The sequence below is a fragment of the Arthrobacter sp. ISL-28 genome, assembly GCF_018613875.1.
GTDB lineage: Bacteria > Actinomycetota > Actinomycetes > Actinomycetales > Micrococcaceae > Arthrobacter.
On record NZ_JAGGPJ010000021.1, the window covers coordinates 17,253 to 30,330 of the forward strand.

The 13,078-nt window shown below is 63.5% G+C and carries 17 protein-coding genes; 11 read left to right on the forward strand and 6 right to left on the reverse strand.

Going from position 1 to position 13,078, the window contains the following annotated elements; genetic code table 11:
* The first annotated feature begins 320 nt into the window (after positions 1 to 320).
* The 3 genes from J7E80_RS15655 to J7E80_RS15665 all read left to right on the forward strand — a co-directional run bounded on the left by J7E80_RS15655 (position 321) and on the right by J7E80_RS15665 (position 2,947).
* On the forward strand, positions 321 to 1,490 hold the full coding sequence (locus tag J7E80_RS15655) for a patatin-like phospholipase family protein (protein WP_215053153.1): 1,170 nt from the start codon (positions 321 to 323) through the stop codon (positions 1,488 to 1,490).
* A gap of 17 nt (positions 1,491 to 1,507) precedes the next feature.
* Positions 1,508 to 1,897 (forward strand): hypothetical protein, encoded by a 390-nt coding sequence (locus J7E80_RS15660; protein ID WP_215053155.1) that lies wholly within the window; start codon positions 1,508 to 1,510, stop codon positions 1,895 to 1,897.
* A 72-nt stretch (positions 1,898 to 1,969) separates the two neighbouring features.
* On the forward strand, positions 1,970 to 2,947 hold the full coding sequence (locus tag J7E80_RS15665; RefSeq protein WP_215053157.1) for a dienelactone hydrolase family protein: 978 nt from the start codon (positions 1,970 to 1,972) through the stop codon (positions 2,945 to 2,947).
* A gap of 48 nt (positions 2,948 to 2,995) precedes the next feature.
* Here J7E80_RS15665 and rlmC read toward each other — a convergent pair whose 3' ends face one another.
* Both rlmC and J7E80_RS15675 read right to left on the reverse strand, forming a co-directional pair.
* A complete protein-coding gene (rlmC, locus tag J7E80_RS15670; protein WP_215053159.1) occupies positions 2,996 to 4,120 on the reverse strand; it encodes a 23S rRNA (uracil(747)-C(5))-methyltransferase RlmC in 1,125 nt (374 codons plus the stop codon).
* A gap of 73 nt (positions 4,121 to 4,193) precedes the next feature.
* Positions 4,194 to 5,087: a ribonuclease Z gene (locus J7E80_RS15675; protein ID WP_215053160.1), complete on the reverse strand. Its 894-nt coding sequence runs from the start codon at positions 5,085 to 5,087 to the stop codon at positions 4,194 to 4,196.
* 205 nt (positions 5,088 to 5,292) lie between these two features.
* Between J7E80_RS15675 and J7E80_RS15680 the strand changes: the two genes are divergently transcribed.
* Complete coding sequence (locus tag J7E80_RS15680) at positions 5,293 to 6,513, forward strand: pyridoxal phosphate-dependent aminotransferase (RefSeq protein WP_215053162.1); 1,221 nt, start codon at positions 5,293 to 5,295, stop codon at positions 6,511 to 6,513.
* Between the two features lie 24 nt (positions 6,514 to 6,537).
* Here J7E80_RS15680 and J7E80_RS15685 read toward each other — a convergent pair whose 3' ends face one another.
* A complete protein-coding gene (locus J7E80_RS15685; protein ID WP_215053164.1) occupies positions 6,538 to 6,915 on the reverse strand; it encodes a cupin domain-containing protein in 378 nt (125 codons plus the stop codon).
* Positions 6,916 to 7,111: 196 nt separating this feature from the next.
* Positions 7,112 to 7,402, reverse strand: a complete 291-nt coding sequence (locus J7E80_RS15690) for a hypothetical protein (protein WP_215053166.1) — start codon at positions 7,400 to 7,402, stop codon at positions 7,112 to 7,114.
* Positions 7,403 to 7,606: 204 nt separating this feature from the next.
* On the opposite strand from J7E80_RS15690, the gene J7E80_RS15695 reads away from it, so the two are divergent.
* Positions 7,607 to 8,299: a DNA alkylation repair protein gene (locus tag J7E80_RS15695; RefSeq protein ID WP_215053168.1), complete on the forward strand. Its 693-nt coding sequence runs from the start codon at positions 7,607 to 7,609 to the stop codon at positions 8,297 to 8,299.
* A gap of 3 nt (positions 8,300 to 8,302) precedes the next feature.
* Here J7E80_RS15695 and J7E80_RS15700 read toward each other — a convergent pair whose 3' ends face one another.
* The gene (locus J7E80_RS15700) at positions 8,303 to 9,676 is read right to left on the reverse strand and encodes an ammonium transporter (RefSeq protein WP_215053170.1); all 1,374 of its coding nucleotides are present in this window, start codon (positions 9,674 to 9,676) and stop codon (positions 8,303 to 8,305) included.
* A 378-nt stretch (positions 9,677 to 10,054) separates the two neighbouring features.
* Between J7E80_RS15700 and J7E80_RS15705 the strand changes: the two genes are divergently transcribed.
* From J7E80_RS15705 to J7E80_RS15715, 3 genes are all read left to right on the forward strand, one after another.
* Positions 10,055 to 10,363, forward strand: coding sequence for a hypothetical protein (locus J7E80_RS15705; protein ID WP_251036958.1), 309 nt, complete (start codon positions 10,055 to 10,057; stop codon positions 10,361 to 10,363).
* An 8-nt stretch (positions 10,364 to 10,371) separates the two neighbouring features.
* Positions 10,372 to 10,818 (forward strand): DUF1810 domain-containing protein, encoded by a 447-nt coding sequence (locus J7E80_RS15710; protein ID WP_215053172.1) that lies wholly within the window; start codon positions 10,372 to 10,374, stop codon positions 10,816 to 10,818.
* Between the two features lie 323 nt (positions 10,819 to 11,141).
* Positions 11,142 to 11,318, forward strand: a complete 177-nt coding sequence (locus J7E80_RS15715) for a CsbD family protein (protein WP_215053174.1) — start codon at positions 11,142 to 11,144, stop codon at positions 11,316 to 11,318.
* A gap of 77 nt (positions 11,319 to 11,395) precedes the next feature.
* Here the strand turns inward: J7E80_RS15715 and J7E80_RS15720 are convergent, their stop codons facing one another.
* Positions 11,396 to 11,902: a metallophosphoesterase gene (locus tag J7E80_RS15720; RefSeq protein ID WP_215053176.1), complete on the reverse strand. Its 507-nt coding sequence runs from the start codon at positions 11,900 to 11,902 to the stop codon at positions 11,396 to 11,398.
* A 32-nt stretch (positions 11,903 to 11,934) separates the two neighbouring features.
* Between J7E80_RS15720 and J7E80_RS15725 the strand changes: the two genes are divergently transcribed.
* From J7E80_RS15725 to J7E80_RS15735, 3 genes are all read left to right on the forward strand, one after another.
* Positions 11,935 to 12,459 (forward strand): NUDIX domain-containing protein, encoded by a 525-nt coding sequence (locus J7E80_RS15725; RefSeq protein WP_251036959.1) that lies wholly within the window; start codon positions 11,935 to 11,937, stop codon positions 12,457 to 12,459.
* A complete protein-coding gene (locus tag J7E80_RS15730; protein WP_215053179.1) occupies positions 12,452 to 12,805 on the forward strand; it encodes a TraR/DksA C4-type zinc finger protein in 354 nt (117 codons plus the stop codon). Before J7E80_RS15725 ends, J7E80_RS15730 begins: the two co-directional genes overlap by 8 nt.
* 82 nt (positions 12,806 to 12,887) lie before the next feature.
* Entirely contained in the window at positions 12,888 to 13,076 is a 189-nt protein-coding gene (locus tag J7E80_RS15735) for a DUF1918 domain-containing protein (RefSeq protein WP_215053181.1), read from the forward strand.
* Positions 13,077 to 13,078: the final 2 nt, after the last annotated feature.

Below are 13,078 nucleotides of genomic sequence, written 5' to 3' on the forward strand. Positions count from 1 at the left end.
ATTCAAGGTCTCCTGCCGGCGGAAGTGACATCATTCAATCCACGAAGTTTTAAGTCCGCAGCTCTGCCCGGTCCCGCCCGCAATCCTCTGTCCCGCCTGTCCGGATATCAGCAGTCCGGTGGTAGCCATAGTCAATAGTCCACCCCGTGCACCACGTACTTCAAGGTCACTGATCCGGCAGGACCCTCCCTGGTTCCGCCCTGCAGGATCGGGTCAACCGGTTATCCGGGCGATGGTCCCGGCCAGCGCAGGGCCCTGACGGGCAATCGGCGCACGGCTAGCATGGTGTTACGCAGCTCAACATGAGAAGAGGCGTCCAGATGCCTTACCAGATACTGACCCGGGACGAGCATTTCCGCAGTGATGGCAGGCCGAAGCGCATTCTCGCACTCGACGGCGGCGGGTTGCGTGGCATTCTGAGCCTCGGAATTCTGGAAAAAGTTGAGGACCTGCTGCGGGACCGCCATGGTTCCGGCGACGGCTTCCGTCTTTGCCACTACTTCGACATGATTGCAGGCACGTCGACCGGCGCGATCATCGCGGCGGCTCTTGCCCAAGGCCGGAGCGTCGGCGAAGTCAGGGACATGTATTTCAGCCTCGGGCGGCGGGTGTTTGAACGAAGCCTGCTCCGCCAGGTTCTTCTGCGCGCCAGGTACGACGAGCAGGCTCTGGTTTCCGAGCTGAAGGAACTCTTCGGTGTGGACACCACTCTGGGAGGCCCCGAGCTGCTGACCGGATTGCTGGTGGTCATCAAACGCCTGGACAGCGGCAGTCCGTGGCCGGTGAGCAACAACCCCCGGGGCCGTTATTTTGTTGCTGGCGCCAACGGCCGAATGGGTAACCGGGACTATCCTCTCTGGCAGGTTGTCCGGGCCTCCACCGCTGCGCCAGCCTATTTCGAACCGGAAACCATCACTATCACGGGCGGAAGCGATATGAGCCCCGTGACCGGCAGTTTCGTCGACGGTGGTGTCAGTCCCTTCAACAACCCTGCCCTGCAGGCACTCATGTACGCCTCCTTGAAAGGCTACCGGGTGGGCTGGGGGACCGGCGCCGAAAGGCTGCTGCTTGTATCGGTGGGAACCGGCGCAGCGGACCCTGCCGTCAGCATGGCAAAACTGACCGCAAGCCACGCCCTGCGGGCGCTGAAGTCCGTGCTGCAGGACTGCGCCGTGCTGCAGGAGACAATGCTGCAGTGGATGTCCGCGAGCCCTACCGCCAGGGTGATCGACCGGGAACTGGGGGAGCTGGAGGGCGATCTTCTCAACGGTGCCCCGTTGATGAGTTACCTGCGTTATAACGTGGACCTGCGTCCGGAGAGTGTCCGCAGCCTGGACGGAACCCTTGCCGCAAGGGAAACCGTCACCTCTCTGAGCGCCATGGATGCCCCGGGGAATATGGAAGCCCTCCACCGGCTGGGCAGGCTGGCCGGGGAACGGGATGTGCGGGACACTGATTTTGGCACGGTTTTTGACCTGCCGCAGGCGTGAACGGAAAGGGACCACTTATGAGGGAGCTCCGCCGCTACAGGCGCCTTCCGGACCACTACGTCGTCGCCATTCCGTTGCGTCTGGACACCGACGGGTTCACTTACCGCAAGTGGGGTGGCGAACAGCAGTGCAAGCCCGGGGACTGGCTGGTGGACGACGACGGCGACATCCACACCGTCGACGCGGACGTCTTCGCCGCCACCTACCGCGAGATCCACCGAGGTGCCTATGTGAAATCCACCCCGGTCTGGGCTGAAGTTGCCCCGGAAGCCGGCAGCGTGGTCACCAAGGAAGGCCGCACGCACTACAACAGGGGGGACGTCGTCGTGTTCAACAACGAAGACGGCACCGACGGCTACGCGATGACCGCTGAACGATTCAACTCACGCTATGAACCGGACGAATGAGTCCGTCAGCGCGGCGCTTGCCGGATGACCGACTTCAGAGGAGGATATCGGCAAAACTCCAGGAGGCCCTTCATGATGCAGCTCGGCAAGTTTGAGAAGTACCTGATCGAGGAATTCTTTGACGATTACCGGGCCGGGACCCTTAGCAGGCGGACGTTCACCCGTCGAGCGGCGTTCATCACCGGCAGCATGGGAGCCGCTGCGGCCGCAATGCTGCTCGTCGGGTGCACACCGAATGAAGTCCCGCGCAGCACGGACCCGATGCCGACCCCAGAGCCATCCACACCCTCGCCGGGCACGGGAGCGGCCTCGGCAGGTGCTGTTCCAGGGGCGAAGAGCCCGCTGTCCGTTCCTGAAGGTGCGGCGGGCATCGTGACGGCGAGCGTGAGGTTCCCATCGGGCGGAACCGACATCACCGGCTACCTCGCCCGGCCCGAAGGGGACAAACCAGGACCCGCAGTGCTGGTCTGCCACGAGAACCGCGGACTGACCGCCCATATCCAGGACGTGGCACGGCGTTTTGCCAAAGCCGGATATGCAGCCTTGGCGCTGGACTTGCTGAGCCGGGAGGGAGGCACCGCGAGCATGGATCGGGACGCCGTCCCCGGAGCCTTGACGAAGGCGGGAGCGCAGCGCCACGTGTCCGACTTCAAAGCCGGCTTCGATTACCTGAACGCACAGGACTACGTCGACGCAGGACGGATCGCCATGACCGGCTACTGCTTCGGCGGTGGCATCACCTGGCAGGCAGCGACGGAGCTGACCGGCCTCAAGGCAACCTCGGCATTTTACGGACCCGCCCCAGATCTTGAAAAGGTCCCCACGATCAAGCCAGCAGTCTTCGGCGTCTATGCAGAACAAGACGACAGGATCACAGGCGCAATGCCGGCGCTTCGGGATGCTCTGGCCGCCACTGACGTCCGCCACGAGCTCAAGGTTTATCCCGGCGTCGACCACGCATTCCACAACGACACCGGCGAGCGGTACAACGAGGCGCAGGCAACCGCCGCCTGGAACGACACGCTGGCCTGGTTTAGTAAGTACGTCTGAGGGTGCGCCCGCTGGTGGGAGCAGCTTCCGTCAGCAGGCCACCGCGTCTTAGGACCGTTCCAGCAGCACCATGACCTCGTAGTGCGAGGTCTGCGGGAACATATCCAGCAGACGGACGCGTCGTGCCGTGAATGAAGGCATCGCGGCAAGGTCGCGGGCCAGCGATTTGGCATTGCAGCTCGAATAAATCACATGCTTCACCGTCGAGTCTTCCAGCCAGCTGCATAGCTCGCTGCCAATCCCGCGTCTGGGCGGATTGACGATGACCAATTCGGCTGCCTGCTTGGTGGCCACAGCAAAGGCTGTGGCATCTCCGGCCTGAAACCGCACCCTCTTGAGGCCGGACTCCTTGCTGCTTGACTCGGCGCTGGCGATGGCTTCACGGCTTTTTTCTATGCCGATAACCTCGCGGGACACGTCGGCGCTGTGCAGGGCAAAGCCGCCCACGCCGCAGTAGAGGTCCCAGACCGAAGCCGGCGCCAGCTCGTTGACCCACGCCCGGCCCTGCCGATAGAGGGCCGCCGCCATCTCCGTATTGGTTTGGAAGAAGCTCTGCGGCCTGAGATGGAGGTCGAGGTCATTAACGCGCATCTGCAACGTTGACTCCTCAGTGAGCAGTATCTCCCGTTCTCCTTCGAGCACCGCCTTATGTTCCGGATGCAGGTTGACGGATACGACCTTCAGCTGCGGCAGCGCCTGCCGAAGCGACGGCAAATGCCGGCGAATGCGGTTCACCAAGTTTTCCGATCGCAGAACGAAACGCAGCATGAGTTCGCCATCCGGCGACTCCGTGATGATCAGGTGTTTAAGTTCGCCGCTGCGCCGGGGCACGTCGTACGGCGTGAGCCCGGCCTGACCGATGAAGGCGGCAAGCACCGGGAAGCAGGCCAGCAGTCCCGGCGCGCATACACCGCATTCACGCAGGTCCACACCACGTCCCTCCGCATCGAGAATGCCGATCGTGGGATTTTTGGCTGAACCCCCAACGACCATCTTGGCCTTGTTCCGGAAACCGGCCTTTCGGCTTTCCACTGGCGGAAGCCACTCCAGAGAACTGTGGTCGGCTAGGAGGGTTCGGCAGTGCAGCTGTTTGGCTGCCAACTGGTCGGCATAGGGCTGGCCCATCTGTGTGCACGAGAGACAACGGGCGGCATCAAAATAGGAACAATGCATGACGTTTCAATTCTACTTTTCCCCACCGGGTGCCCCTGTCTCCAGCCCCCGGTCGAGAACGAGTCGTTGAATGTCAGGATGAAATCCGCTGCCTTTTGGGGAACGCGATTCTGTCCAGGTCATTTGCAGCCACAACCCTCGCATCGCCCGCGCGTGCCCGCGCCTGGTCAGCGAGCAGGTCCACGTCACCATACCGGGAGGAAAAGTGGGTGAGGACGAGGATGCCCACTCCGCCTGCGGCCGCCAGTTCCCCTGCCTGACCCGCGGTGAGGTGAGCATATTGTGCCGCCAGATCGCTGTCGTCGTCACTGAAGGTGGACTCCGCCACGAGCACGTCAACACCGACGGCGAGCTCCTCGGCGCCCGGGCAAGGCGCTGTGTCCATGATGAATGCGAAACGTTGACCGGGCCGCGTCACGCTCACCTCGTCCAGGCGCACGCCCCGCAAGCTTCCGTTGCGCTGGAGGATACCGACGTCGGGACCCACGATCCCGGCAAGCGCGAGACGGTCCGGAAGGAGCGTGCGGCTGTCGGGCTCAAAAAGCCGGTAGCCATAGGTCTCAACGCGGTGCCGGAGGGGCCGCACCTCAAGACCGTCCGCGATCTCTCCCGGTCCATTATGTGGCTGCAGCCGCACATCCAGCCCGGGCGACGTGACCGACAGCAGTGCCCGGACCACGTCCTCCCCTGAGGCTGGATAGTGCAGGTGGACCGGGTGCTCCACCCCGTCCAGAACCATGCGGGACAGCACACCGGGCAGTCCGAAGCAGTGGTCGCCGTGGATGTGCGTGAGGCAGATGCGCGTGATCTGGGACGCCGAGACGCCGGCATGGATCATCTGCCGTTGCGTGCCTTCTCCGGGATCAAAGAGCAGGCCCTCTCCGTCCCAGCGCAACATATAGCCGTTGTGGTTGCGGGTTCGTGTGGGGACCTGAGAAGCGGTGCCGAGGACGACCAGTTCACGCATGAGACCGAGTCTCTCACCCGTTCGCTGCACACGGCCATGGCGGCCGGGCATGAAGCTGCGGGTGTTCGGCGCGTGGAGGAGACACCGGCATGGCAATGCCGGTGCAGTCAATCAGCCCAGCACCCGTACCGCACGGGCGGATTAACCGCGAATAAATCGTCCGGCGGCTACGTCCCCATCCGGGCTGTTTATGAAAAGATCAACCATGCGTCCGATGCAGCTCTCCAGCAAACTCCAGAACGTCCGCTATGAACTCCGCGGGCCCCTGCTCCAGACGGCCAAGCAGATGGAAGCCGAGGGCCATCGGATCCTCAAGATGAACCTCGGGGATACCGCTCAGTTCGGCCTGGAAGCGCCCGAATCCGTGGTGGTGGACATGATCCATCACCTGCGCGGGGCCCAAGGCTACAGCGATTCCAAGGGAATCTTCTCGGCACGCACCGCCATCTCCCAGTACTACCAAACCAAGGGCCTTCTGCAGATTGGTGTCGAGGACATCTTCATCGGCAATGGCGTCAGCGAACTCATTTCCATGAGTCTGCAGGCGTTCATGGAAAACGGTGATGAAGTCCTGATCCCTGCTCCGGATTACCCGCTGTGGACCGCAGCCGTATCGCTCACCGGCGGCGTACCCGTGCATTATCTGTGCGACGAGGACGACAACTGGTGGCCGGACATGGCGGATGTCGAGGCGAAGATTACCCGGCGGACCAAGGCGATCGTGATCATCAATCCGAACAACCCCACTGGAGCCGTGTATCCGCGCCATGTTTTGGAGCAGTTCGCTGCCTTGGCCCGCAAACACAACCTCGTCCTTTTCTCCGACGAGATCTACGAGAAAATCCGCTACGAGGACGCCGAGCACATCCACACGGCTTCAATAGCGGAAGATGTCTGCTGCCTGACGTTCAGCGGACTGTCCAAGGCGTACCGCATGCCGGGCTATCGCGCCGGCTGGGTCGCCGTCACGGGCCCGCATGCGGCAACCTTGGCCTACCGTGAAGGGCTGGAACTGCTCGCTTCCCTGCGGCTGTGCCCCAACGTCCCCGCCCAGCACGCGATCCAGACATGTCTGGGCGGCTACCAGAGCATCGAGGCACTGATCAAGCCCGGGGGAAGGCTGCGCGAACAGCGCGATAGGGCGCTCAAGCTCCTCACAGCCATTCCCGGCGTGACATGCGTTCCCGCCGCAGGAGCCATGTACTTGTTTCCCCGCCTTGATCCTGAGCTGTATCCCGTGAAGGACGATGAGCAGTTCGTCCTGGATCTCCTGCGGGACCAGAAGATCCTCGTCTCACATGGAACGGCGTTCAACTGGCCCCAGCCGGACCATTTCCGCTTCGTCATCCTTCCGTCTGTCGAGGACATCGAAGAAGCAGTACACAGGATCTCAGCGTTTCTGGCTGCGTACCGGAGCAACAGCTAGGGCAGCAAGACGGGGACCGACAGCCTATTCCGGGGCCTTCGCGAAGGTGGCGGCGCTGAGAAACTCGATGCCCGTAAACTCCTCGTTCCCCTCGACCCAGGCGTCATGGCCCGGCGGAATCGTGTACGAATCGCCTTTGCTGATGTTGATGCGGTTCCCATCCGTCGTTTCGACCACGAGGTTGCCGCTGACACAGAAACCCACGTGGCTGTTCTGGCACGAATCGGTCTGCACCACAGGCTTTATCGACTCGGACCAGCGCCACCCGGGATGGAACGTAAGACGGCCAATGGTGTAATCGCCAACCGTGACGACATCCACTTCCGCCTTGTCCGGGCGGCGTTTTTCGTCAGGGTTGTCGTGCGACTTAACATCCAATTGGGCTACGACGTTCGTGGTCATTGCACTGCTTCTTTCACGATGGGTTGGGTAGAGGACCGTCGGGTTGGCTCAGCAAACCCGACGGCAGGATCAGCCCGCGCTGCCCCGCAAAGCGGCCGCCAGAACGGGCCCCGAATCGCATACGGTGCAAGCTTCCTCCGTTCGCTCGCGGTTGTCGATACCCCGGGACCGCTGCCGGGATCAGGAGGAACTCGAGTCAGCCGACGGGATGCCCGTGGTTGCAGGTGGTTTCGCCTGGCAGGACCTCATGCCCCTGGATGCACGTGACGACGGGCGGGTCGGGGGTATCGTGCGCGAGGAAGAACAGGCTGCTATGGCCGTGGGTGAATTGACTCTCTTCCCGCTTCAGCCATGAAAAGGCCTTCCGCCGGGGATGTTTCGACGATTCTGAGTGCCCAGGGTGTGAGTGCACGAATGGGATCTTGACCACGGCCACCTCGACCTTCCAACGTTCCGTCGCTGCTTCCACGCTGCCAAGGATCAGCACAGCGAGAAGTCTGGCAGCGAACGAGCCAGTGCAACGAGTCTAGGCCCGGGCGCCGGTCAGCATAAGTGCTCGACCGGGCAATGAACTCACGCAGGCATCGGCCGACGGCGGCACTTCCACGGGGTCCGTCGCCGGCCTCGCGCGGGGGAGACGGAAAGCCCTAGGGATTAGACGCCCTGGCACTGAGGCGTAAAGAATAAACGGGTGAGTGAGGCTGGCGAGTTTATCGACCTTGCCCTTCAGCGCGAAGGGGCGTGGTACCGGGCCGACGAGATGCGCCTCAGGCACGGCGTCGATCTTCAGCCCGGCGCCCTTCAGTTCTACGGCTCCTCGGTGGGAGCGGTGCGGGGAACTGTCCGCGATGCCCTTCGCCGTCACTCCGACCTCGCGCACGACGACGTCACCGCGCTGAGTTCCGAACTGTGGGCGGCGCCGGTTTTTGAGCGCCGCTTGGCCGCGGTGGTTCTCCTTCAATCCACGGTGCGTCTGCTCAGGAATTCTGACCTGACCCGCATTGAAGGTTTTGTCCGGACAGCGCGGCTAAGGGCACTCGTCGATCCGCTGGCCGTTGACGTTGTGGGTCCTCTCATGGAGGGCTTGGATACTCAGGGCAGGGGACGAGCTGAAGCTGTCCTGGACCGATGGGTGCGGGAGCCCGACGTCTGGCTGCGCCGTGCCGCCCTCCTCGCGCCGCTGCAGGCCATTCGGCGGGGCCGCGGAGACTGGGACAGGTTCTCCAGCCGGGCAAGATCGGTTCTGGCGGAGCCTGCGGGTCCGGAACCTGACGGCAATGTAGCTCACGAGGCGGTCGCCCTGGTCCTGGACGAAGTGGCGAAGAGCCGGCCGGAGCTGCGGCTTGCGCCCGGCGCTGACGGCCAAGCGAACGCAGCGCAATAGGCGCTAGGCGCTAACCTTTTCCGGTTCGGCCTGTATGGAAGGCTCGGTTCCAATGGAAGGCTCGGTTCCAGTGGAAGGCTCGGTTTCAATGGAAGGCTCGGTCTTGGCGGAGGCTGCCGGGAGGGGCTGACGGAGCGGGTGGAACTGGCTGGCGCCCGATCCGCCGAACTCGTACGCGGTCTCGGCGTGCTCGGACAGGTCGACGCCCCTGACCTCGTCCTCGTGGCTGACGCGGAAGCCGATGGACTTGTGGACCGCGATGGCGATGACGGCCGTCATGACGCCGGACAGGGCGAGGGTGATGAGGACGGCGACGGTCTGCGCGATGAGCTGCTGGAAGCCACCGCCGTAAAAAAGGCCTCCACCCTGGCCATCAACGGGGAGCGCGATGAAGCCCAGGGCCAGTGTCCCGACGAGCCCGGCACCAAGGTGCACGCCGACGACGTCGAGCGAGTCATCGAAGCCGAACTTGAACTTCAGTTCCACGAACATGGCGGAAGCAAACCCGGCGACCAGGCCCAGGCCCACTGCGGCGGCGGGGCTGATGTTGGCGCAGGAGGGTGTGATGGCGACCAGGCCGGCAACGGCACCGGAAGCAGCGCCCAGCGACGTCGGATGGCCGTGGCGGATCTTCTCCGTGACGAGCCAGCCGAGCAATGCTGCGGCAGGGGCCGCGAGGGTATTGATCCAGATCAGTCCGGCCTGTTCAGCGGTGGTGGCTGCGCCCGCGTTGAAGCCGAACCAGCCGAACCAGAGGATGGCGGCGCCGAGCATGATGAACGGGACATTGTGCGGGCGGTGGCCGGGGTCCTTACCGAATCCGTGACGCTTGCCGACAATGATCGCAAGGACCAGGGCAGCGATGCCGGAGCTGATTTCGACGACGGTGCCGCCCGCGAAGTCGATGACCTGCCCGAACACCGCAGTGACTGCTCCGCCCTGGCTCATCAGGCCGCCGCCCCACACCATGAACGCGAGCGGGCAGTAAACGGCCGTGATCCAGAGCGGGACGAAGATCACCCAAGCGGTGAACTTTGCCCGGTCGGCGATGGCGCCGCTGATCAGGGCTACGGTGACCATGGCGAACGTGCCGCTGTAGCCGGCCTTGATCAAGTCAGTGCCGACGATGTTGGAGAGGCCGAAACTGGCAAACGGGTTGCCGAACAGGCCGAGGAAACCTTCTCCGCCGCTCATCGAATAGCCCCAGAGGACCCAGACGACTCCGACAATGCCCGCCGAAATGAAGCTCATCATGATCATGTTGAGCGAGGCCTTCGCACGGGTCATGCCGCCGTAAAAAAGACCCAGGCCTGGAGTCATGAGCAGAACAAGTGCCGCCGACACCATGACCCAGACGTTTCCCGCAGTGAGTTCCACCGGTGTTTCCCTTCGCATCAAGCCTTGCCACCCGGGCTCCTTTGATGCCCGCCGCTTTTCCCCCTGGTCGATACTTGTGGACGTTTGTTTCAAATCGTGGCGAGAGAAGTTACGTCAACGTTTCGGAAAGGACGCCTAAGTAAAGCCCCAATGACCGGCTTGTTTCCGGCATGTTAACGAGACCGCTCCAGGCGGCGGGGATGCAGCTCGAAGCCAGGCCTTTGGCGCAGAAACACGGACCGCCAGCCGCCTTGTACGGTGAATGGGTTGCCGACAGGGCCCATTACAGCTGCATGAACGGATCCTCACCGAAAAGACGCGCGGGCGGAGACCGCGAGGGATATTGACCGGCACCGCGCCGCGCGACGACGATTGGGTATGACCGATTCCGCAGCTACCGGTGCTGAATATTCCTACGACGACGCTGAGGTGGGCATCGAGCCCGACGGCGGGACGACCGCCGGCGGTTCCGGCGACGCCGGGACTGGCTCGGGCGCCGAGGTCCCCGAAACCCCCGAGACCGTTGAGCACATTGCGGACGAGCTCCGCGACGAAATCCGGTTGGGCCACGTTGAAGACGACGTCAGCCATGTCCTCGAGGAGCGTCTCGACAAAGCAGGAATCGAGATGCGCCCGGAGGATGTTGATGATCTGGCGGAAGAGATTGAGCGAGACGCCTCGACCTAGGAGCAGCTGTGGATGATCCCTATGACCTAGGGCGTTTTTTGACGGCCCAGAACAGCGGCGGTACGTACGACCAGGCCCTGGCCGAGCTGCAGAACGGCAGAAAACGGAGCCACTGGATGTGGTTTGTGTTTCCCCAGATCACCGGGCTGGGGAAGAGTGCTGCATCCAGAAAGTACGCCATCTCATCACTTGATGAAGCGCGCGCCTATCTGGCGCATCCAGTGCTCGGGCCGAGGCTTATCGAGTGTGCGGATACCGTCGGCAGGCTCAAGGACGTCACGGCCAGCCAGATTTTTGGCGGCGTCGACGCGAAGAAGCTGCATTCATCCATGACCCTGTTCCTGCGTGCAGAGCCGGGGGAGACGGCGTTCAAGCAGGTACTCAGCCGATTCTTCGACGGGGAGCCTGACCCGGCCACCGACGAGTTGTTGAGGGATCTTCGCGTCGAGGACTGACAGAGTCCGTACGGGAGTGGTGTGCCGGGCCAGGCGTATCGGAGGGACTGCGCCTGGGGCCCGGCAGTCCTTCAATCAAGGTTCGCGGCTACCTTTCAATTTCAGGACACACCCACTGTCGCCATTGCGTCTTGGGAAAACCCGGGCTGCAGCCCAGAAGTAGTGGTGCATGCCGGACCCCCCAAAATGGGGGTCTTCCCAAGGTCGCAGGCGTGAGGTCACGCCGGCGATTCGGCCCTCCCGCGACGCGGCCCGCCGTCCTAAACTGTAAACACGAGCCTGCCCGCAGTCGGCGGGCTGCGCCGACGGAAGGACAGTGTGTCATGGGTCTGGACGACAAGATGGAAAACGCAGCTGAGAAGATTGGCGGCAAGGCCAAGGAAGGCGCTGGCAAGGCCACAGACGATGAACGCCTCGAGGCCGAAGGCAAGGCTGACCAGTCCAAGGCTGACATCAAGCAGGCCGGTGAAAAGGTCAAGGACGCCTTCAAGCGCGATTGAGATGTTGTAAGCGATCGAGGTGTATTAGTGGAAGCCCCGCTTGCCGTTGCAGGCGGGGCTTCCTGCTGTTCGGCGCTTTATGGCTTCCGGACCTCCACCAGTTCCACCTCAAGCAGGCGGCCATTGTCGACGGCGGCGGTCATGTACGTGCACACAGGCTGGCGCCGGCGGTCCGTGGGTGAGCCAGGGTTGAGCAAACGCAGCCCGCCGGCCGACGTCGTGTCCCAGGGAATGTGGGAGTGGCCAAAGACGAGGACGTCGGCGTCCGCGAAGAGCGCTTCGCAGCGCTCTTCGCGCCCTTTCGCCGGGCCCGTGTCGTGGATCATGCTGAAGCGCACTCCATCCAGCGAGACGCTGACAGTTTCGGGCAGGCGCTGCCGCAGGTCGTCGCCGTCGTTGTTGCCGTACACACCGACCAGCCGCCGGCTGCGCCGCTCGAAGTCGTCCAGGAGTTCCGCCGTCACCCAGTCACCGGCGTGGAACACCACGTCGGCGTCGGCGACGGCGGCCCACACCTGATCAGGCAGTGCCCGCGCCCGCTTGGGAATGTGGGTGTCCGAAACAAGAAGCAGCCGAAGACTCATCAAGGCATCTTCCCATGGGGCACACTGGAACGATGGAGAATACGGTTCTGCCCCCGCCAGGAGATCCCCGCCGCCCCTACGGTCCGCGCGATCCAGGGGACGCTTGGGTGGAGGGGGAGCGCGGCCGGTTCTGGGGCCGCTTCGGCTCGGCCGGGCTCCTGGCCCACGACCCGGAGAAGGGTATCCTGCTGCAGCACCGCGCCACGTGGAGCGACCACGGCGGAACCTGGGGGCTGCCGGGTGGCGCGCTCCATCAGGGCGAGGACGCGGTCACCGGTGCGCTCCGCGAAGCCTTTGAGGAGGCCGCTGTCCCGGAACAGAACGTCAGGGTCCTGTTCACCTCGGTCTTCGACGTCGGCTACTGGTCCTACACGACCGTCGCCGTTCGCGTGGTGGAGCCGTTCGAGCCCGCCATCACCGACCCCGAAAGCATTGAACTGAAGTGGATCCCGCTTCAGGAAGTGGCCGGCATCAACCTGCACCCCACTTTCGCTGCATCCTGGCCCGCACTCAGCGAGAAACTTCTCGATCACGAACGCCCGGTGCTACATGACTGATGTCGCGCGGTTCCGGCTCCTGCTGGAAGAGGAGCGCGCCGGGAAACTCGCCCTGCTGCCAGCGCTCCGGGCAGACATCTCCTCGGCCAACGCTGCCCGGCAGAACTCCAACGTGGACGACGAACACGATCCCGAAGGCGCCACCATCGCGTTCGAACTGTCCCAGGCATCCGCGCTGCTGGACCAGAGCAGGTGCGGCCTGGCCCAGATCGAGGCCGCCCTGGAACGGATTGAGGCCGGTACGTTCGGCATCTGCGCTGTATGCGGCCAAGGGATCGCTGAGGGGCGGCTGGAGGCCCGGCCATGGACTCCTTTTTGCATCCTGCACGCGAGCGGCAAGGCCTGACCAGCTGATCGGAATTATCCTGTCCACACCCTGTTCCGAAGATCGGGCGGGCATCGTACCCTAGGGCTGGGAGGTGATTGCCATGCAGGCAAACCAGGGAGACCGCATCATCATCCACGGGCGGACCGTGGAGTCGTCGGACCGTCACGGTGAAATTCTCGAAGTCCGCGGCCCTAACGGGACCCCGCCGTACTTCGTCCGCTTCGACGACGGTCACGAGACGATTATGTATCCCGGCGGCGACTTCACCGTCGAGCACCGCGCCACCTAGCT